General features: G+C 45.0%; 18 protein-coding genes. 11 read left to right on the forward strand and 7 right to left on the reverse strand.

What is annotated here, in order from left to right:
* The first annotated feature begins 164 nt into the window (after positions 1–164).
* Genes mbhE through mnhG form a run of 6 tightly spaced genes read left to right on the forward strand, consistent with a single transcriptional unit; the run spans position 165 to position 5,696 of the window.
* Complete coding sequence (gene mbhE, locus CTT30_RS21000) at positions 165–2,771, forward strand: hydrogen gas-evolving membrane-bound hydrogenase subunit E (RefSeq protein WP_252037631.1); 2,607 nt, start codon at positions 165–167, stop codon at positions 2,769–2,771.
* Positions 2,771–3,124 (forward strand): Na+/H+ antiporter subunit C, encoded by a 354-nt coding sequence (locus tag CTT30_RS21005; RefSeq protein WP_239864534.1) that lies wholly within the window; start codon positions 2,771–2,773, stop codon positions 3,122–3,124. The genes mbhE and CTT30_RS21005 overlap by 1 nt, the downstream gene beginning before the upstream one ends.
* Entirely contained in the window at positions 3,121–4,656 is a 1,536-nt protein-coding gene (locus CTT30_RS21010; protein WP_252036893.1) for a Na+/H+ antiporter subunit D, read from the forward strand. The genes CTT30_RS21005 and CTT30_RS21010 overlap by 4 nt, the downstream gene beginning before the upstream one ends.
* Positions 4,653–5,129, forward strand: a complete 477-nt coding sequence (locus CTT30_RS21015; protein WP_239864536.1) for a Na+/H+ antiporter subunit E — start codon at positions 4,653–4,655, stop codon at positions 5,127–5,129. Before CTT30_RS21010 ends, CTT30_RS21015 begins: the two co-directional genes overlap by 4 nt.
* Before the next feature lie 10 nt (positions 5,130–5,139).
* Positions 5,140–5,403 (forward strand): monovalent cation/H+ antiporter complex subunit F, encoded by a 264-nt coding sequence (locus tag CTT30_RS21020; protein ID WP_239875098.1) that lies wholly within the window; start codon positions 5,140–5,142, stop codon positions 5,401–5,403.
* Positions 5,400–5,696: a monovalent cation/H(+) antiporter subunit G gene (gene mnhG, locus CTT30_RS21025; RefSeq protein WP_239874416.1), complete on the forward strand. Its 297-nt coding sequence runs from the start codon at positions 5,400–5,402 to the stop codon at positions 5,694–5,696. Before CTT30_RS21020 ends, mnhG begins: the two co-directional genes overlap by 4 nt.
* A 74-nt stretch (positions 5,697–5,770) precedes the next feature.
* Here mnhG and CTT30_RS21030 read toward each other — a convergent pair whose 3' ends face one another.
* The gene (locus tag CTT30_RS21030) at positions 5,771–6,811 is read right to left on the reverse strand and encodes a hypothetical protein (RefSeq protein ID WP_252036894.1); all 1,041 of its coding nucleotides are present in this window, start codon (positions 6,809–6,811) and stop codon (positions 5,771–5,773) included.
* Positions 6,812–6,863: 52 nt separating this feature from the next.
* Positions 6,864–7,913, reverse strand: coding sequence for a hypothetical protein (locus tag CTT30_RS21035; RefSeq protein ID WP_252036895.1), 1,050 nt, complete (start codon positions 7,911–7,913; stop codon positions 6,864–6,866).
* Between the two features lie 407 nt (positions 7,914–8,320).
* Between CTT30_RS21035 and CTT30_RS21040 the strand changes: the two genes are divergently transcribed.
* The 3 genes from CTT30_RS21040 (at position 8,321) to CTT30_RS21050 (ending at position 10,961) form a co-directional block, all read left to right on the forward strand.
* Complete coding sequence (locus CTT30_RS21040) at positions 8,321–9,142, forward strand: helix-turn-helix transcriptional regulator (protein WP_252036896.1); 822 nt, start codon at positions 8,321–8,323, stop codon at positions 9,140–9,142.
* A gap of 71 nt (positions 9,143–9,213) precedes the next feature.
* Positions 9,214–9,804, forward strand: a complete 591-nt coding sequence (locus tag CTT30_RS21045; protein ID WP_252036897.1) for a GNAT family N-acetyltransferase — start codon at positions 9,214–9,216, stop codon at positions 9,802–9,804.
* Between the two features lie 149 nt (positions 9,805–9,953).
* A complete protein-coding gene (locus CTT30_RS21050) occupies positions 9,954–10,961 on the forward strand; it encodes a Gfo/Idh/MocA family protein (RefSeq protein ID WP_252036898.1) in 1,008 nt (335 codons plus the stop codon).
* Between the two features lie 38 nt (positions 10,962–10,999).
* On the opposite strand, the gene CTT30_RS21055 is transcribed toward CTT30_RS21050, so the two are convergent.
* Entirely contained in the window at positions 11,000–11,608 is a 609-nt protein-coding gene (locus tag CTT30_RS21055) for a LysE family translocator (protein ID WP_252036899.1), read from the reverse strand.
* 161 nt (positions 11,609–11,769) lie between these two features.
* On the opposite strand from CTT30_RS21055, the gene CTT30_RS21060 reads away from it, so the two are divergent.
* Complete coding sequence (locus CTT30_RS21060; RefSeq protein ID WP_239835487.1) at positions 11,770–12,327, forward strand: helix-turn-helix domain-containing protein; 558 nt, start codon at positions 11,770–11,772, stop codon at positions 12,325–12,327.
* A 57-nt stretch (positions 12,328–12,384) separates the two neighbouring features.
* Here CTT30_RS21060 and CTT30_RS21065 read toward each other — a convergent pair whose 3' ends face one another.
* Together CTT30_RS21065 and CTT30_RS21070 are read right to left on the reverse strand one after the other, a co-directional pair.
* On the reverse strand, positions 12,385–12,978 hold the full coding sequence (locus CTT30_RS21065; protein ID WP_252036900.1) for a cysteine dioxygenase: 594 nt from the start codon (positions 12,976–12,978) through the stop codon (positions 12,385–12,387).
* A gap of 246 nt (positions 12,979–13,224) precedes the next feature.
* Entirely contained in the window at positions 13,225–15,135 is a 1,911-nt protein-coding gene (locus CTT30_RS21070; RefSeq protein ID WP_252036901.1) for a methyl-accepting chemotaxis protein, read from the reverse strand.
* Between the two features lie 370 nt (positions 15,136–15,505).
* Here CTT30_RS21070 and CTT30_RS21075 point away from each other — a divergent pair, with 370 nt between their 5' ends.
* Positions 15,506–17,125: a methyl-accepting chemotaxis protein gene (locus tag CTT30_RS21075; protein WP_252036902.1), complete on the forward strand. Its 1,620-nt coding sequence runs from the start codon at positions 15,506–15,508 to the stop codon at positions 17,123–17,125.
* A 61-nt stretch (positions 17,126–17,186) separates the two neighbouring features.
* Here CTT30_RS21075 and CTT30_RS21080 read toward each other — a convergent pair whose 3' ends face one another.
* Positions 17,187–18,047 (reverse strand): MalM family protein, encoded by an 861-nt coding sequence (locus CTT30_RS21080; RefSeq protein ID WP_252036903.1) that lies wholly within the window; start codon positions 18,045–18,047, stop codon positions 17,187–17,189.
* Positions 18,048–18,129: 82 nt separating this feature from the next.
* Positions 18,130–19,470, reverse strand: a complete 1,341-nt coding sequence (locus CTT30_RS21085; RefSeq protein ID WP_252036904.1) for a carbohydrate porin — start codon at positions 19,468–19,470, stop codon at positions 18,130–18,132.
* Positions 19,471–19,494 lie beyond the last annotated feature (24 nt).

Consider the following 19,494-nt stretch of genomic DNA (forward strand, 5'->3'; position numbering starts at 1 on the left):
TTGAGGCCGTCTACTATTATTAGGCGGTCTCTGGTTGCACAGGTAGATAAATAAATCTGTCACCGCTATTTCCTGTTCACTGTCAACTCAATGGATGAGTGCTATTGAATAAACCAACTCTCAATAAACAGATTCAATTACCTAACATTTATTCGCTAGCTTGGATGGCTTTTCCTCTGCTGCCGCTAGCTATTTTTGTCACGCTCATCGACCTCTATCAGCCAGGAGGGGTAAGTTGGCACGCCAGTTGGGTTCCAGGGCTAGGCATAAACTTAAGTTTTAAGTTGGACGGATTATCCTTCTTGTTTGCATGTTTGATTAGTGGTATCGGGGCACTCATTCAGACATACGCACTGGCTTATCTCAAGGGTACCTCTGCGCGGTTTTCTTTCCATCTTTATCTGACGCTATTTATGCTCGCTATGTTGGGGTTGGTGACGAGCGATAACATTGTTCTTCTTTTTGTATTCTGGGAACTGACCACCATCACCTCCTATCTCTTGATTGGTTTTCATCATGAGAAAGACAAATCACGCAAGAATGCATTGCAATCTTTGATCGTCACAGGAGCTGGCGGCCTCGCCTTATTGGCAGGCTTGATTCTGCTAGGTGAAATGGCTGGCAGTTATGAAATGAGCACCATTATTGAGCAAAGTGCAGTCATCGCGCAGCATGACTGGTTCGTTCCTTCACTCACTCTGATTTTGCTCGGGGCATTTACCAAGTCCGCACAATTCCCATTTCACTTCTGGTTGCCCAACGCTATGGCTGCCCCAACCCCTGTCAGTGCCTATTTACATTCCGCTACTATGGTTAAGGCGGGCGTGTATCTTCTTGCCCGAGTTACGCCTATCTATTCGCACAGCGATATCTGGTTTTATACATTGGGTATCTTTGGCAGCTTCACGGCCATTTGGTGTGCTTTACTAGCGCTTAAGCAGACTGATTTAAAGCTCATGTTGGCATACAGTACCAATGTAGCATTAGGCAAATTAGTTCTACTCATTAGTATCGGGACTGAGTTTGCCATTACAGCTGCACTTCTGTTTATTTTGGCACATTCGTTTTACAAAGCAGCACTGTTTATGGTCGTGGGCAATATTGATAAAGCGGCAGGAACGCGTGACATTCGAGTACTCCATAGCTTAAAAACGGTATTAGTACTCAGTCTCATTGCTGCCATCATCGCTGCCTTGTCGAAATCTGGCGTTCCACCTTTGCTTGGTTTCTTGAGTAAGGAGTACATGTACAAATCTGGATTAGACGTCAATTTACTCACGACTGCCGTACTCTTTGTGGTTAACGTCACCATGGTGGCTCTCGCGCTTTCACTGGTCATTAAGCCTTTCTTTAGCGCACATCAGGGAAGCCCAGCGCCCACGAAGAAGATAGAAGTGAACAAAGGACTTTGGATACCGGCAATGCTGCTTGCGATAGCCAGCGCAATCGCACCAATATTAGGCTTAGAGTGGATTAACAACAACATCGTCAAGCCAGGCGTTTTGTCGAGCTTACCAAACTCAGCACCAGAAGCCGCCAAGTTATGGCAAGGGATTAACTTACCCTTAGTGCTGAGTGTGTTTACCCTGCTGCTTGGTTATGTTTTGTATCGCGTCTATCCAAGCTTATTGGAGAACTGGCAAAGCAAAGTCACGACACTGCCAACCGCAGAGTCCATGTTCGACAAGATAATGAGTAACATGATCCGCTTAGCACAATGGCAGACACAGTTACTACAGCAAAAACGCTTAAGCCATTATGTACTGCTTTTCTTTGTTGTATTAGCTGGTGTGTTATTGAGCAGTCCACTGTCGGTTCCACAAGAGCGCTTTACAGCTTTAGGTGACATCAGCTTTTATGAAAGCAGTATTGCTTTGTTGCTCATAGCTTCAGCGCTCGTGTGTACCTTTACCACTTCCCGACTGCTGGCTGTGTCTTCCCTTGGGGTGGTAGGCTTTATGACGACTTTGGTTTTCATGCTTTATAGCGCTCCTGATGTCGCAAAGACCTTGCTGTTGGTTGAGACCTTAATGGTGGTATTTGTGGTGCTATTGATACGCCACATTCCAGGGTTATTGACAGTGCCTCAACATTCGATACGCCGGAAACTTATCCATGGCGTCATTGCTGGTGTGATTGGTATGTCAGTGACAGCACTACTCATCAACATTACAGCGCAACCTTTAGATTCCACACTGGCCGATTTCTTTGCAAAGAACAGTGTTCCAGGTGGGCATGGACGTAACATCGTCAATGTGATTCTGGTGGATTTTCGTGCCTTCGATACCTTGGGCGAAGTCATCGTCGTTGTTATGGCTGGGATTGTAGCTGTGAGTCTATTGGAAACGCATTATCATAAACGCAATCGTATCCGCTCCCTCATTTTTGCAACGACAGCTCATATTGTGGCGGCATTGATGTTGGTATTTTCTCTTTATCTCTTGTTACGCGGTCATAACGAACCGGGCGGCGGTTTTATCGGTGCATTAATCGCCGTAATCGGTTTTGCGCTCCTGATGTTTGCCGAATCACCAAAGTATGTTCGCGAACGCTTGTATTACTCACCATTTAGTATCGCTCTATTCGGAATTTTCCTAAGTTTTGTGGCTGGTTTGATGAGCTTTGCTTTCAACCTGCCGTTTTTAACCGGTTTATGGTGGAAGGATATTTTACCGCTCGGCACGCCGTTAATATTCGATGTAGGTATTTATCTCGCCATCATTGGTGGCGTGATGGGGATGCTGCTGCGTGTGAATGAGGAGCTGGACTGATGGAAATACTATGGAGCCTTGTTGTCGGAGTGTTTGTTGCTTCTGGTATTTACCTCATGCTAGAGCGACACATATTACGTTTACTTTTTGGTTTGATCTTATTAAGCAGCGCCGTAAACATCGCGATTTTCACCGCTGGACGCCTAACACCAGGGTTACCACCGCTGATTGATACACAGTCCATATTACCGCCAGAAGGGGCGGCAAACCCGCTCCCTCAAGCTTTGATCTTAACTGCCATTGTTATTGGTTTCGGCCTGCTGGTTTTTGCTTTGATGCTGTTTTATCGCGCGTATTCAGAAGCAGACTCAGCGGATATCGATGCCATGCAGCGCTCAGAGGAGGATGAATGACAACGATTTGGCTGACATTACCTGTCGTGATCTCACTCCTCACTGCTGTTGCGATTTTTTGCGCAAAGCGAAGAAATGAATTGGTCGATGCGATAAGCGGTACCAGTGCAATCGCGACTTTAGTTATTGGTATCATGCTGACACAGAGTATTATTCAAAGTGGTACTCAGGCGGTGGCTTTTGGTCAGTGGGCAGCGCCATTTGGCATCGTCTTTGTGGCAGATTATCTCACGGTAGCGATGGTAATGGTGACAGCCATTATTGGTGTTATCAGTGTGTTTTACGCCATGGCAGATCTGCAAAGCAAGCGCTCGTACGGCACCTTCCATGCACTCATACATGTATTGCTTTCCGGGGTGTATGGCGCGTTTCTTACTGGTGATATTTTTAACCTCTACGTCTGGTTTGAGGTGATGTTGATTGCGTCCTTTGGCTTAATGATCTTGGACGGTTCAAAGAAGCAAATAGATGGGGCTGTGAAATACGTAATGCTCAATCTCATTTCAACCTTAGTCTTTTTACTCGCAATTGGTTTGCTTTACGGTGCGACTGGCACATTGAATCTGGCTGATTTACATACCAAGGCCTCCCTAATTGCACCCGACACTAAAACGTTACTCGCCGCTCTATTCTTATTTGCTTTTGCAATTAAAGCCGCCTTGTTCCCTGTTTTTGCTTGGCTTCCCGCTTCCTATCACACCTTACCAAGCGCTGTTGTTGCCTTGTTTGCAGCCTTACTGACCAAGGTCGGGGTATACGCCCTCATACGTACATTCACTTTAATTTTTCCGTTATCAGAAAGTGGATGGCAACCCACCTTGATGTGGGTAGCGGGGCTGACAATGCTGACAGGCGTATTAGGGGCCGCAAGTCAGCACAATATCAAAAGGATTCTATCGTTCCATATCATCAGCCAGATCGGGTACATGATCATGGGTTTAGCAGTCTATACACCAATAGCGATCGCTGGTGCGGTTTTCTACATCGTCCACCACATCTTAGTGAAAGCAAATCTATTCCTAATCGGGGGGTTTATCGAGCGTAAATATGGCTCTGGCAACCTCAACCAGTTAGGTGGCGTGTACAAAGCCATGCCTTGGCTCGCGTTCTTGTTTCTTGTACCTGCATTTTCACTGGCAGGTTTTCCACCGTTGTCTGGGTTCTGGGGTAAGTTTCTTGTTATCAAAGCGAGTTTACAGACCGAGCATTACTGGTTAGCAGGAACGGCACTATTGGTTGGTCTACTAACGGTATTCTCGATGACCAAAATCTGGAATGAAGTCTTTTGGAAACCGTCGCCGCAAAATATAAAGCAAAAACCTCTGAATCAATACACGCAATGGCTGTACTACGCGCCAATCACAATATTAACCACGCTGAGTCTGATTATTGGTTTGGCTGCTGAGCCAGTGTACCAGCTTGCCATTCAAGCCGCTGAGCAATTACTTGAACCGCAAGAGTACATCCAAGCCGTGTTGGGAGAAAGTCGAGTAGAACACCTCAACGGACATGCCACGGGAGGGACACTGTGATTTACTTTTTTTTGAATCTATTCCTCGCGCTGGCATGGATGTTACTCAATGGTGACTATACCAGTGTGAACTTTATCGTCGGCTTTGTTGTGGGCTTCTTTGCTTTGAGACTAAGCCAACCGTTTGGATTGGAAACCAGCTATTTCCGGCGCTTTCGATCTTTGATAAGCCTGCTGCTGTACTTCTGTTATGAGATGATGATATCGGTAGCTAAAGTTGTCTGGGATGTGATCACCCCCACTCATTTAAGTGACCCTGATATTGTTTATGTTCCGTTAGACGTTGAGTCGGATTTAGAAATCTCGTTACTCGCCAACATGGTCTCACTGACCCCTGGTAGTCTGAGCTTAGATGTCACATCAGATAAGAAGTATATGGTGGTGCATGCCATGTTTGCTCCCGAACACCAAAAGGTGATCAGGGAAATAAAAGATGGGCTAGAAAAACGGATTTTGGAGGTGACTCGTGGCTGAGTGGTTATCAATGAGTATCACGTTTGCCTACCTAGGTTTATTGCTCAGCGTCGTCATGGCGTTCATTCGTTTGATTCTCGGGCCAACATTAGCAGATAGAGTAGTCGCACTTGATCTGATTGCATTTATCACTGTAGGTTTCATTGCTGTTTACACGTTAGACAGCGGACAAGCGTCATTGTTGGATGTCGCGATCACACTCGGCTTGGTCGCTTTCCTAGGTACGATTGCCTTTGCAAGGCTGATCTTCAAAAGAAAAGAGGACATGTCATGAACATTGCTGTTGGAATACTACTCTGTCTTGGCACCCTGTTTATTTTAATCGCCAGCCTCGGAATTTTGCGAATGCCCGATTTATACACGCGAATGCACGCAGCGACCAAAGCAGGGACTGTTGGTTTAGCTTCACTGCTATTAGCCGTCGCAATTGCAATACCGGATGTTACGGTCGTTTCAAGAGTCATTGGCACCATGCTATTTATTTTTATCACTGCACCTGTGGCTGCACACTTGCTCGGTAAGGCAACCAGAGAAAGTGGTTACCAAATCTGGCGCAAGAAAAATTAAACCGCAGAGTCTCCCTTTTCTTTATAACGCACTCTGCCTCGGTCACAACACCTAAATACCTATTCCAGTGCATATCAAAGCAGTTGTTGCAGAAAAGCCAGTTGCTGCTCTTCCTGCTCTGTCATTTGGTACTCTTCATCCGTCAGCGTACCGGAATCAAAACGACCAACTGGATAACTCTCAGCATCACTCTGCCCATAACCGGCTTTTTCTCCGGGGTGACCTGACATACGTTCAATCACCACATCACGTAGCTCTAGATCGATCTCGCCCTCTGGCAAGACTCGTTTAAACGCTTTTAACTCCACTGTTTGCTCACCCTCTGACAATCTTTGCTTATCAACTAAAGACGCAATGGCTTTACCGCCTTTCTGATAGAGGTTCGCACGGAGTCTGAATATGCCTTCTTTATCGATTTGTAACGTGACCGGAATCTTCATATCAGGCCCCTGAGCATATCCTTCTGATACCGACACCACGCTCGCGACTGAATGATACAAACGCACATCGGCACTAACAATATCTTCTCCTCGCTCAAAGTCGACACGCGCGATTAATCTCAGCTCTTCAGGCCAATTTTTACCCGGCGTAATTTGCCACTGCATTTCATCCGCAGATAAGGTCGCGAGATTCTTCTGCGTAGCGACAGAGACGACCTCCAGTGAAGCACCAAGCACGGTTTCTTGTGTTTTAAGTTCAACCAGTATCGGTTCAGGGTAGAAGTGCCGGAACTTTTTAACGCCCAACGAAGCCGTTGATTTGCCGTCCAATATCGGAATCTCTACCACTTCAAATGCATTCCAGTTCAAGTAAGGACCGCTCTCATTAACTATCGGTTGAGAGTATGATGGGTATTGAAGAATTTGTTGATGTTTGATGGCTACTTGCTTTAACTTCAGTGCAACTGCTTTAGTCTCGATGGGTGTTGCCCCCCCTGTCGAGGCTTGCTTTGAAATAACAAAGCGATTGTCCCCTTCAGGAAGGGGAGCTGCAGCATGACCCACTTTTCCCCTAGGCTTGGCGTATTCGGATGTCTCAACGGGGTTTGGCCAAAAAATGAAGCCTGCTGCTGTCAACGCAGTGATGAAGCTGAATACCCATAACTTAGTCTTCATAAGGTTCTCCAGAAAATCAGGGCTGAGACACCTTACCCAGCCCTGCATACGATCAGTTTAGGCCAACCGCAATTTCAGACATGGTGTCTTTATTAGACCCTTGTACGTACAGGTATTTGGTTCCCCACCAGCCATTTTCCTTGTAAGTTGTAACCCCGACAGATTGGCCATTGGCTAGCGTCACATCCGTCACACTGGAGGTAACTTCTCCTTTGTGTTTCGGGCCCACTACATCACTGTGGCTGTAGTCGTCTCCCATGATCAAGGGATAGTGCTCAGGCATAAAGTTAGAGACGCCTTTGCTTTGTGAGGCGATCTTGCCGTTCATCGCTAAACTTGTTGAACAGCTGTCGTAACTTCCTGACTCTGCAGCACCACAAGCGGAATGCGCCGCCACAACACCATCATCATTGCCGGGAAGAAAAGCGGAAGTCGTTTTGAAATAGTCGGTCCCGTTCCCAATAAATCGAATTCGTGGAATGCGGTGCTCTGACAGGCGCGCTATCTGGCGTGCATTGGAGACTTTTAGATCATTGAGTACACCTGAGTTTTCCTGATTAGGCATTTCCCCCAGCCACAGTGAAATAGCGTAGCGCATCGCACTGTTTGCCCAGCCTCCCCCTTCGATGATGTTGACCACAATATCCCCAAGCTCAGAGCCGCCACCAGCACCAGCAAAATCGTAGGTAGCGACAACATTGAGAGGCTCTAACCCAGCGTTAGTCAGCCAGTTTTCCTGATTATCTAACAGATATCGTGCAACAAGGTCACCAGCGGAGTGCGTCACAAAAATACACCCTGACTGGCAGGTTCTATTGCGGGACAGCTCTTGGAGTTTAGGCCAAGCGTATTCGCTGGAGATTTTGCCTTCAACACGTTCATAAGCAGGCCAGTCAATCCGAGCGTCAGCGTATTGGAGCCAGTACTCTTTCCAGTAATCTTCACCTTCCAGTTCAACCTGAGCAGCATTAGGTTTGGACTGTAATTGATCCGATTGAAAGCCGTGAATCAGCACGACCTTGTAGTTTCCTATGGCAGCATGTGTGAAACTAGAAAACGCAATTGCCACTGCAATGGAGGCAATCTTTGTCATTATTTTCATGATGTTATTAACCTTTTCGTCCTGAAATTAGCGTTATTTGCTTTGTCATCAGCGAGCAAAATTCCAAACATCGAAACCACTTTTGCTCGTTAAATAGGATTAGTCTTCGGCTCTCTTTTATTCAACTCATCCGATGAGAGCCTTTGCACTAGGTTAAAAAAACAACACATAAATGTTAACAATTTGAGATCTAAGACAGATTTACAATAACTATTGATATGAATTTTATTGCTTATCGTTTAAGTGTCACTAAAACGACATGTTTTACTGATATGAGGATCAACCCACGAAATGCTTAACTATCCGGAATGATTGACTTTTTATACCACACTGATAAGTAAGAGCACTTTGCTAGGTTGCCGTGTTATCACGTAGACTGTTTAGTAAACCCCTGAATTAAATATGCCATGATTACTTGGAAACAACCGCTGCAAGATTTCGAATGGTTAATACATCAAATCTGGTATCTGGAGCTAGAGGCAGACGATGTCACCACGCAACAACCAAGGCTCATTCCCAATCCAAGGGCTCATATACTCTTTACGCCGGACGAACAAAAGTACAGTTACGACAGCGGCATAACTAAATTTGAAGGTAAAGGGAGTCACCTGCTTTCGGTGAGCGATCAGTTACTGTCATTAGACGACTCTGCTCCACTAAAACGTATCGGTGTCACTTTCAGGCCCGAGGGGCTGTACCTACTCAATTCTTTTGTCGGTCATCATCTTAACCAATGCAGCTGGCCTACTTGGTTGGATACGTTTTTCGGCCCCGCACTCCACAACCAGCTATGGCAATCGAATGACAAATCACACCTGCTTGATGTGTTTCATCATCATTTCCATCAGCTCAACCTAAACCGCAAAAAAGACCGCGCTTTCTCTATTACACAGCAAGCGACCAAAACAGTAGAAAATCGCCTATCCGACTGGAGTATCGAGCAGATTGCCGGCCAATGTGCATGTTCTAGAAGAACCTTAGAAAGGCACTTCAAACAAGTTACAGGGCTAAGCGTAAAGCAATACCTTATGATGATGAAACTGGAAGAAATTGTGTTGTCTATCTATGAGCAAGATGCAGAGCCCGACTGGGCTGAATTTGCACAAGCATTTGGTTTTAGTGATCAATCACATTTAATCCGCCAACTCAAACATCAGCTAAATCGCACACCGGCCAAGTACCTCAAAGACCGAGACCTCACCATCGACATCTACGGGGACTTCGAATAACACTTGTCGCAAATATCCAATTTTCGGCACAGATGTTGATCTACCATGCTGAGCAAATTGAGAGGTACACAATGACATACAAAAAACTAAAACGTGGTGAATCAATCTCCTTTGGCGACTCACTGAACATCAAACTAATTCAACGCGAAGATCTAAATGACATCGTTCCAATGCTTAACGACCAAGAGGTCAACGCCTACTTATTCTTTGCTCCCGCAGAGGAAAGCATGTTCCACGCGTTTTTTACCCCAATCATTGAAAACACTGAACGCGCAATAACCAAAGGTGAATGGCCAGATAGCCCAACATTTGTGATTCAAGGCAAACAAGGCCATTACATGGGCATGTGCGGATTATCAAAGGTGATGTTTCTCGAAGGTAACTACGAAGTCGGGTATCAACTTCCCGTCCATGCATGGGGCAAAGGGATCGCTACTCGCGCCTGTCGTTTGCTCACTGATATTGCATTTACTGAGTTAGGTAGCCACAAAGTCAGTGCTGACTGCTATGGCGCTAACACAGGTTCGTACAAAACTATGGAGAAATGCGGTTTTACATTTGAAGGTCGCCAAGTTGACTACTATAAGGTTGAATCAGGATTCGACGATAAAGTGTATTACGGTATAACTGCTAAGCAGTATTGGGCACTAAACAAGTCCTAAAAACAACCTAGGTAAAGGTGTGCGCTTAACTCAATCTATAGCCGCCGACTCCGGCGGCTTTCTCATTCAGTCCAACCACTTCTATTTGACGTAATCCCGTGCTCATCGCTAGTATCAACCTCACAAATACTAGAATGATAAAAATTAATATGGCAGAACAAAAAGTACGTTTGGGCATTGCCGGGCTGGGTAAAATTGCACATCGATTTGCCGCCGATCTCACTCAGCATGTCGACAACGCTTATCTATATGCCGTCGCAGCCAGAGATGAACAACGCGCTGCTGCTTTTGCCCAGCAATATCAGGCTGAGCGCGCTTATTCTTCTTATCAAGCCATGGCAGAAGACCCAAACGTTGATGCCGTATACATTGCGACTATCCATCCGTTTCACAAAAGCATGGTTGAACTGTTCTTGAACCACGGCAAGCATGTTCTGGTTGAAAAGCCAGCGTTCACTAACACCCAAGACTGGGACGACATGAAAGCACTGGCAGATAAACAAGGCCTAGTGCTCATGGAAGCAATGAAGTCAGTGACTTTCCCAGCTTACCGAGCGCTACGGGATTTCATTCAAAAAAATAGTATTGAGATAGAATCAATAGAAGCGGCGTTCGGCAACTGGCATGAATTTGATGTTCAACAGCAGATTTTCAACCCTAATTTATGCGGCGGTGCGACTTTAGATGTCGGCGTTTATGCGCTCTGGCTATACGCGGATCTTTGCCAGCTCAAGCAAAGTGAGATCCAACCGCCATCAGTGTCCTATCAGAAGCACAACAATAAATCCAAGGTCGATGAAACTGTAGAGTTTACGTTTACTCACGGTATCCAGGGTAAGATTGGCGCTTCAATCAGCCAAAACCTAAAACGCGTCGCGACAATACGTGGGACAGAGGTCGAAATTGTTATCCAAGATAAGTGGTGGAATCCAACCGTCATTGATGTCACTTACAAAGGTGAACATACCCAGATCTCACACTTACCTGCAGGCGGTGGATTTGAGTTTGAAGCTTCTCATTTATCCCAGCTGATCATTGATGGTAAATCGAGCTCGGACTTTGTTCCTCATGAAACCAGTCGCCAGGTGATTGCTCTCATGGAGCGAAGCCTAAAAGACAACGGATTCTCGCACTTGCTTCACGCCTTTCCTCAATAATCATCATAGCGCCGAGCTTTTCGCTTGGCGCTTTTCATTCAGAATTGCCTAACGATCTCTCCAACCACAGGTAAGACAGAGATGACGAGTAGCAACGCCATCAGCTTATTGAAAGCTTTCAAATAGGCTGGTTTGTCTAAGTATCGGCGTAACGAAGAGCCAAACACTAACCACACGCCAACACAAGGGAACGAGGCAATAAAAAACATCGAGGCGATGGTCAGGTTTTGAGTCATATACCCTTCACCTATTGTCGTAAATGCGGATATCGCACCAATTGCCACCACCCAAGCTTTGGCATTGACCCACTGAAACAAAGCTCCATTTAGAAAACCGAGCGGTCGATTTCGAGCTTTCTCAGCACTCACACTGTCAGCCATGGCGATCTGCAATGCGAGATATAAAAGATAAAGCGTTCCCATGACTTTGACCGCCAAAGAAAGCTGAGGGAACAAAGAAAAAATTTCGCCAAAGCCCAGCCCTACCAATAGCAACATCAAAGTAAATCCGACACAAATACCAGTTAACAGCGGCAGGCTGCGTTTTACTCCAAAATTCAGTCCAGATGTCATCACCATGATGTTATTTGGCCCCGGGGTCACTGAAGATGAAACGGCAAACAAAGCGACGGAGAGTAGATATTCCATAATAAAAGCCTCGACGTTTATTGGTTACCACCACCGAATGCAACCGAAAATAAACATTATAATGAACGAATGAATTTTATAATGAACATCAGAAAAACGTTTGTCAAATCATGTCATCGTTTTTTATAATGAACGTAAACACACTGACCAGAGAGAGCGTTGTGGATCAAAGTAAACCGCCAATCGAACAAATCGCTGCCACTCTTAATGCCGAAAGGTTGAATGCTGGCTTAAGTATCGCTGAGGTCGCAAGACGCGCTAACATCGCGAAATCGACGCTCTCACAACTCGAAAATGGCGTTGGAAACCCAAGTATTGAGACGCTCTGGTCCATCTGCGTTGTCCTTGACATTCCTTTTTCTCGTCTAATCGAAACACCAACTCCAACGACCAAAGTCATTCGCTACGGTAAGGGAGTGAGCGTGTTTTCGGAGCAAAAGGATTACCAAGCCGTGTTACTCGCAGCCAGCCCAGCGAATGTGTGCCGCGACATCTATTGGATTGAAGTCAAACCCGGTCAACCATTTATCTCGGAGCCTCATCACCCGGGTGTGGTAGAGCATGTGGTTATTGTCAAAGGGCGAGCGAAACTCGGGTTGCAATCGGACCCTCATGAACTAGAGGAAGGGGATTACATTTCCTACCCCGGAGATTTGCCACATATGTTTGAAGCGTTGGAAGAAGATACACGAGCAATGTTGATTTCAGAATATCGGTAGAAATGAAAAGGCGAGCAACATGGCTCGCCTTTCGCATTATTAGCTGTCAGTTCGATATCAAATTTCATAGAACCAAGAATCTTGCTGCAAATCCAGCAGCTCTGGCTCGCCCCCTTCAAGCTGGTACAAATGGAACTGTTGTAACGGCGGAGAGTAGACATGCAGCGTAACCAGAGGCTCATCATCAGCCTGCAAATTGGAAATTTGGTGAATATCGTTATCTTTGCTAACAGTCACGCTACCTTGCTGGTAATGGGAGGATTGAGACGCGTAAATATGGCCGTTCGCTGCCGTTTCAAATAAGGTCTCTGTTACTTCACCATGCAGTACACGCACTCCACAGGCGGTATTTAAGTGGTCATGAATTTTGCTTCTCTGACCATTTAGCCAACTCAATATGAGCACTTCGCAATGGTCATTTTTAAACAGACGCTTTCGGCAATAACTGTCTTTATCAAAGCTGGCTAATGCCTTTATTTCAGTGTCATTCAAAGCCACGTTTTCAAGTATGAATCTAATCGTTGCAAGCGACAGTGGTTTGTTAGACAACTTAATTTGCTCCATAAGCTCCTGAAAATTAAGTCGGTAGTCACTATCAAGTAGCGCAGCCAGTGCTGGAGCTTGCTCCTGAGTAATCGCTGAGTGTCGCAAATTGTCCTCCTCACACATCCTGTTATGTTTTGGCAAGTCGCCTAATGTCTATAGGTGATGAACGAGTAGACAACAAGATGCATAAAAAGTATCACATAGAAGTGCCGTTCGTAGAATGTCGTCACGAATTAACAAGTAATTAACAAAACACCCAATTGCTTTATTGAACCTGTCTCAGTCATACTTTAACCAGAAACGAAAAGGGCCTTGCGGTTAAGCAAGGCCCTTGTTAGGTTCTCTTCAATGCTATGACAGCTTAAATCGACTGACGATACTCGATAAATGAGCATTGATATCAGCAATACTGTGCGCATCTTCAAGTGCCCGTTGACCATTACTATCGAGTTCACCCACGATGTCATTAATCGCACTCATGTTACGGCTCAGCTCCTGCGTGACACTACTTTGCTCTTCAGCTGCGGTCGCAATTTGCGTGCTCAGATCATTAATCTCTGTCACGAAGTCAGTCATCACATCAAGACTTTCAGCTACTTCCCCTGCGCCTTCCGCTGTCTGACCGCATTTTGCTTTGGTGGAATCCATAGAATCAACAACTGATTGGCTACCTCGAAGCAAACTAGCCAATGCGGATTCAATTTCTTCGGTACTGTCTTTAGTTCGGCTCGCGAGTTTGCGAACTTCATCAGCAACGACCGCAAAACCACGCCCTTGTTCACCAGCACGAGCAGCCTCAATAGCAGCGTTCAGAGCCAGTAAGTTGGTCTGCTCGGCAATATCGCCTATGACACCCAAAATAGTATTGATACCATCCGTTTCCGCCGCCATCTTGTTCACATTCTCTGAAGCGACACTGACATCATCGACCAAGTCCTGAACATTGCTCTGCGCCTGAGTGACTGTCACCTTCGATGCTGAACCCGCTTCGTTAGCTTTATGCGTCAGCTGAGCCGTATTCGCCGCATCTGTTGCCATCGCTTCAGCGGTAGAGTTCATTTCTTCTATCGCCGTCACCACTTGCTCTGTTTCCTGTACATGGCTTTGGAGAATGGAGGAGTTACGCTGACTCTGATCACGCATACGATCTACACTGCCGTTCAACTGGTTAGTCGCTTCGCTGATTTCCAACATCATGGTTTGCAAACTAGCAATAAACTTATTCACACCTTCCGAAATTTGGCCTAAATCGTCATTCGTAGTCACTGTGATACGTTGTGTTAAGTCGCCATTACCTTCACTCAGCCCTGCGATGGTTTCTTTTAACACCAAAATAGGACGATACAGTACCTGCATGACAAGTAACGCAACAACAATACTGATCACCGTCGCAATCACTGCAGTAAAGATGGCCGCTTGCTTAGCGGACGCAAGATCAGCAAAGGCGATGTCTTTGTCCAGACCGACCACAAAGTACCACTTCTTGCCCGCAATATTGATTTCATGGGAAAAGAACAGTTTTTCGATCTCTCCTTCATGGCCATCGTAAACAACATCCGTCTTCCCTATTGTTTTATTGGCGACAGTATTAAGCCAAGGGTATTTGTCTGTCTTGTTACCGGCCTCCACATCATCCATTGATGAAGCCAGAATGGTAGTATCACTATTTAGTATGACAGCAACCGCTCCAGGAATGTTGTTTGCACTCTTAGCAATCTCATTAAGGAAACCCAGCTGCATATCCACAGAAATCATGCCACTTAATGTCTTACGGACAATCGACACCCAATACTCACTGCCCTCACTGCCTTTATAAGGTTCAGTAATCGATGTCGTGGTACTTTGCCGCCCTGCCTGATACCAGCCCCGAGTGGTCACATCCCCATCAAACTTGTGGTTAGGCCATGAGCTGGCTTCTTGGTTCCAATACGCGTCACCATTAGTAAAGGCAACGACAGAGCTATTCAAATTAGTGGCATTAGCAATGACATGAGTGAGCTCAATAAAATCGTCAGGCGTACCCGTTATTTCTTTACTTTCAAAGTGCTTACCCAACTTCTCTAAACCACCAACCTTCTCTCCTAGTTGATCCGCTATCTTTTGTGCTTGCCCTTTCACGTAGCTTTGGTTTGAGGCGGTAATTAACTCCACCAGCGTCTCTTCCTGCTTCACATAAGCGACATAACTTGAAACAGATACAGATATGACCACCAGCGCAATAATGGAAATGAGCAATAGCTTTTTAAAACCTAGATTTCTCATCTCTTTTCATCCTATACACATTAATTTCATTATTCATAAGCTTTTCATACACCACTTCACTAGAGGCAACCGCAATCTAATAAATAGGTTTATTAATAGATTGTGGTAGGAATATGACCAAACACCAAATTCAATAACTCATTGAAACGACATTAATGCATTCACAGCAACGATATAATCGCAATATGTGAACCTATGCATCAAACAAAATGATTCTCCGTTGCTTTACCTTGATCCAGCTCACCACTCATTAAGCAACCAAATGAATATTATTTATTCATGACAAGAATCAATTTTCATCTCCAAAACATTGAATAGCCTTTCTGTTCACCTTCAAAATGAAAACACAAACTATAAAAATGGCTTAACAATGAAACTCAGCGACCTCACTATCAAATATAAACTGGCGACCATAGTGGCTCTGGCAATAATTTTTATCGCTATGGCCTGTATCTATAATTTGATCCAGCAAAGGGAATCTTCCATGAACGAGCGAGAAGACAAGCTCAGTGCTCAAGTGGAAGCGACTATCAGCCTAGTTCAGTACTATTACGATCAGAGACAAGAGATCGGAGAAGAAATCGCTAAACAGCAAGCGTTAAATGCCATCAAGGCATTGCGTTACGACGAATCAAACTATTTTTGGATTCTAAACCAACAAATGCAAATTGTTATGCATCCAATTAAACCTGCATTAAATGGGCAAAATGCCAAGAGCTTCACAGACGGAGCGGGAAAGTTCCACTGGCGAGAAATGGTCTCTATTTCTCAAACCAGTGCACAAAAAGGGTTTCTTGACTATCAATGGAAAAGCCCCCAAGGCAAGCTTAAGGATAAGATCTCCTATGTTCAGCTGTTCCCAGAATGGGGGTGGATTGTCGGTTCGGGTTTACTAGTTTCTGATATTCAGGAGGCTTTTTATGCCCTTGCTCTGAAAGAAGCGTTTGTCGCTGCTATCCTTTCAGCCATCTTACTCGGCATGGGCTATACCATTTCAAACAATATTATTACGCCTTTATATCGGTTGATCGATAACACTCATAAAATTGCCGATGGTGATTTACGAGTTCGTATGAGTATGTCGAGAAAAGATGAATTGGGAGAGATGAGCCAACAAATCGACAAGATGCTCAGCAAACTGCAAGAGACATTGCGCACCGCACACCAGTCAGCAGAACAATCCAGTGCCATGGCCTGCAATATTGCTCAAGCCAGTGAAGAAGCAGCGACCAGCGTTAATTCTCAGCATGCCCAGTTAGAACTACTTTCTACCGCGATGACTGAGATGAGCGCGACTATTTCAGATGTGGCGACCAATGCAGAAAACACCTCGGTAAGCACCAATAAAGTGGTCGAACATGCTCACCGTAATGATCAAACCATGCAAACCACTTCACACACTATCGCAGAAGTCTCTCGCAATATTTCCACCGCTCACGATTTGGTAACGGACCTGCAAACTGGCGTTAATGAGATCAGTAATGTAGTTGGGGTTATTCGCGATGTCTCAGAGCAAACCAACTTATTGGCATTAAACGCCGCCATTGAAGCAGCACGAGCGGGTGAACAAGGCCGAGGATTTGCGGTTGTCGCCGATGAAGTACGTAATCTTGCCAGCCGAACACAAAACTCGACCAATGAAGTTCAAATGACCATTGAAAAACTCATCGAGCAAGCAGGCAGAACCTTTACGGCAATGCAAAGCAGTAATGAAAAAGTCGACGAAAGTGTTGCGGCATCAACGAAAACACGTGAACAGCTTGATGTCATCGTCAATGAGATGCAAAACGCAAATGATATGGTCGCTCAAATTGCCGCAGCGTCTGAGCAGCAAAGTACCGTTGCAACAGAAATGAACGAAAATGTGTCCGGTATTCATCTGGCAGCGAATGAAGTGCTTCAAGCGTCCCAGTCACTCGCAGAAGATAGCCAACTGATGGCGAATACAGCAGAACATCTCACAGCTCAGCTCAGGTACTTTAAAGTCTAACCCCTGCTCGAAAAATCCGCAGCCAGACGCCTCTAGCTGCGGCTTTTTAAACCATTATTTTTTACTTCTTCGCGTTTACCGCTTTGACGAAAATTTCTTGTGCACCTTCAACATTTAGTGCTTTTGCTTCTTCTAGCAAACTAATGGCTTTGTTTAAATCATTCGACTCTACCGCAGCGGTAATCGCCTGATGGTAGTATTGTTGAGTTTCTGGAACAGGCACCAATATTTGTGCTGAAGGCGATTTCTTCGTGTCTGAACTTATCTTTTGCTCGACGAGTTTCTTTTGGTTATATCCACTCAAAGTTAACGTTTTAACATTCACGCTAAAAGAGCCAAAATTCGCAGCGTAGTACGTGGGATCCGTAACAATTGGCATAGGATCTCCTGTTTCTTGTGCTCTCAACTTCGCCGGATGAGGAACCATTATTCTTTCACCCAGATCAGAGTTGTCTGAATATATCACCATATAAGGGGTTTGAATCGTGTCTACACTTATCTGTAATTCAAATCTATTTCTCGCAAAAGCATCTGAAAATTTTATTTGGAAATCATCACGTTTAAGCGTTTTTACGGTATTAAAATCTTGATCGAGCAACTCTATGACTGGGATAGCAACACGGTTATCTTCCATATTGCTTCGTATCACTAGCTCAACAGCACCAGACTGAGAGTCAAACGCAAACGGAGCGAAATAACTTTTCCCCGTATTAAAATCAAACACTGGGGAAGCGGTATCTATGGTAAATTCCAGCTCTTCATTCTGTTTTAAGAAAATCCATGGGAATTCTTGACTTGTTCCACAACAAACTTGAGCTTGCACTGGAGAAAGGCTTTGCTCCATTAGTTGAGCATTTTCACTAGAAGCAGAACATCCAAATAATCCGATACCAGATAGCAGCAATATGAGGCTATTTCTCATTTGATTTTCCTTATTCTCGAAAGCACAAAAGGCAGTCTAACGACCGCCTTCCAATTACATATTACCAAGTAATGGCCAATGGTTAGAACCAAATTTCTGCTTCAATACCAACGCGTGTTTCTGAATCATCTCCCCCATTACTCCATTTATAACCGCTATCGCTAGATGACATATAGGATACATAAGGCTTGATTTGTGGACGTCCCCAATAATCAGCATTGACAGTCATAACTGGTGCAAGGGTTGCGGTGTAGAAGCTCGTATCTGCTTTTTCACGTCCCCAAGTACCATCAGAGCCCAAACGTTCAAGAGCGTAGGTAAATGTCGCTTCCATACGGAAGTTTTCGTTCACTTTATAAGAAGGAGTCGCACCAACAATTAAGCGAGATAAACCATCCTGAGAGCCCCATACTTGGTTCGTCTCATCATTTGAAAGATCCCAATATGTCACTTCTGTGCCTAACTGTAGTTTATCCGTAATATTTGCAACACCGTAAGAAGTTAAGAAGATTGATTCATCATCTTTTTGCCAGTTACCACTCCACTGACCAAAGTTCACCCCACGGTTTGCTGCAACACCTTGACCATAAGTCAAAGCTGTTAGAGACCAGCCATCAAAGCCATAGTAATCTCGAGAGTACGTCACCGAAAGACCAAATCCATCTTCTGCAGTGTTAGCAGAGTCAACATTGGTACGAGTCATCAGTTTAGCGTCGAAGTCAAAACGACCACCTAATGCTTCAAATCCGTAGTAGTAAAAGTCTACTGACGTCATCGTCGTACTACTTTGCTGATCGTCTAGACCATCATTTTTACAGCTGTAGTCATCACCAGTACTCGCATCTAGGCAGCTACCCTCACCTGAGTCAGCAGACACAACAGCAAGACCCATGTCATTGTACTGGATACCACCACCAACACCTGATGATTGTTTCCAAAACTCTTTAGTAATAATACCAGCTTGACGGTTAAGGTAACGCTTACCAGCCCAAACACTAGTACCTTCTTTAAAGTAAGATAAATCGCCTAATTCAACGTAGGCTTCTTTAAATTCTAGCTGCCCGGTTTCAAAGTGACCTTCATTACCTGATGAAGAGCCATAGAATCCACGACCATTTCCACCTTCGTTGTTTCCATACTCTGTTTTAAGAACATATTTAGACCAAGAACCGCTCTCATAATTATCACCACGAGTAACAGTGAACTCCACTTGGTTTGGGTTACCAGAGAAAGGAGCGCCGGCCGCACGGTAGTCACGTCGGTGTTCGTACGATTCGTTTAGCGCCAGAGACTGACCAACGTTATACAAAAGATGACCATAACCGTTAACTTGCCATCCTTGCTGAACTTTGTCTTCTGCGAAAGCAGAACCCGCTGCTAATGTCGCAGCCACTGCGGCAGCAATTACACTTACTTTTTTCATTTTTAACTCCATTTAGGGTTTATT

Source organism: Vibrio coralliilyticus (assembly GCF_024449095.1).
GTDB classification, from domain to species: Bacteria; Pseudomonadota; Gammaproteobacteria; order Enterobacterales; family Vibrionaceae; genus Vibrio; species Vibrio coralliilyticus_A.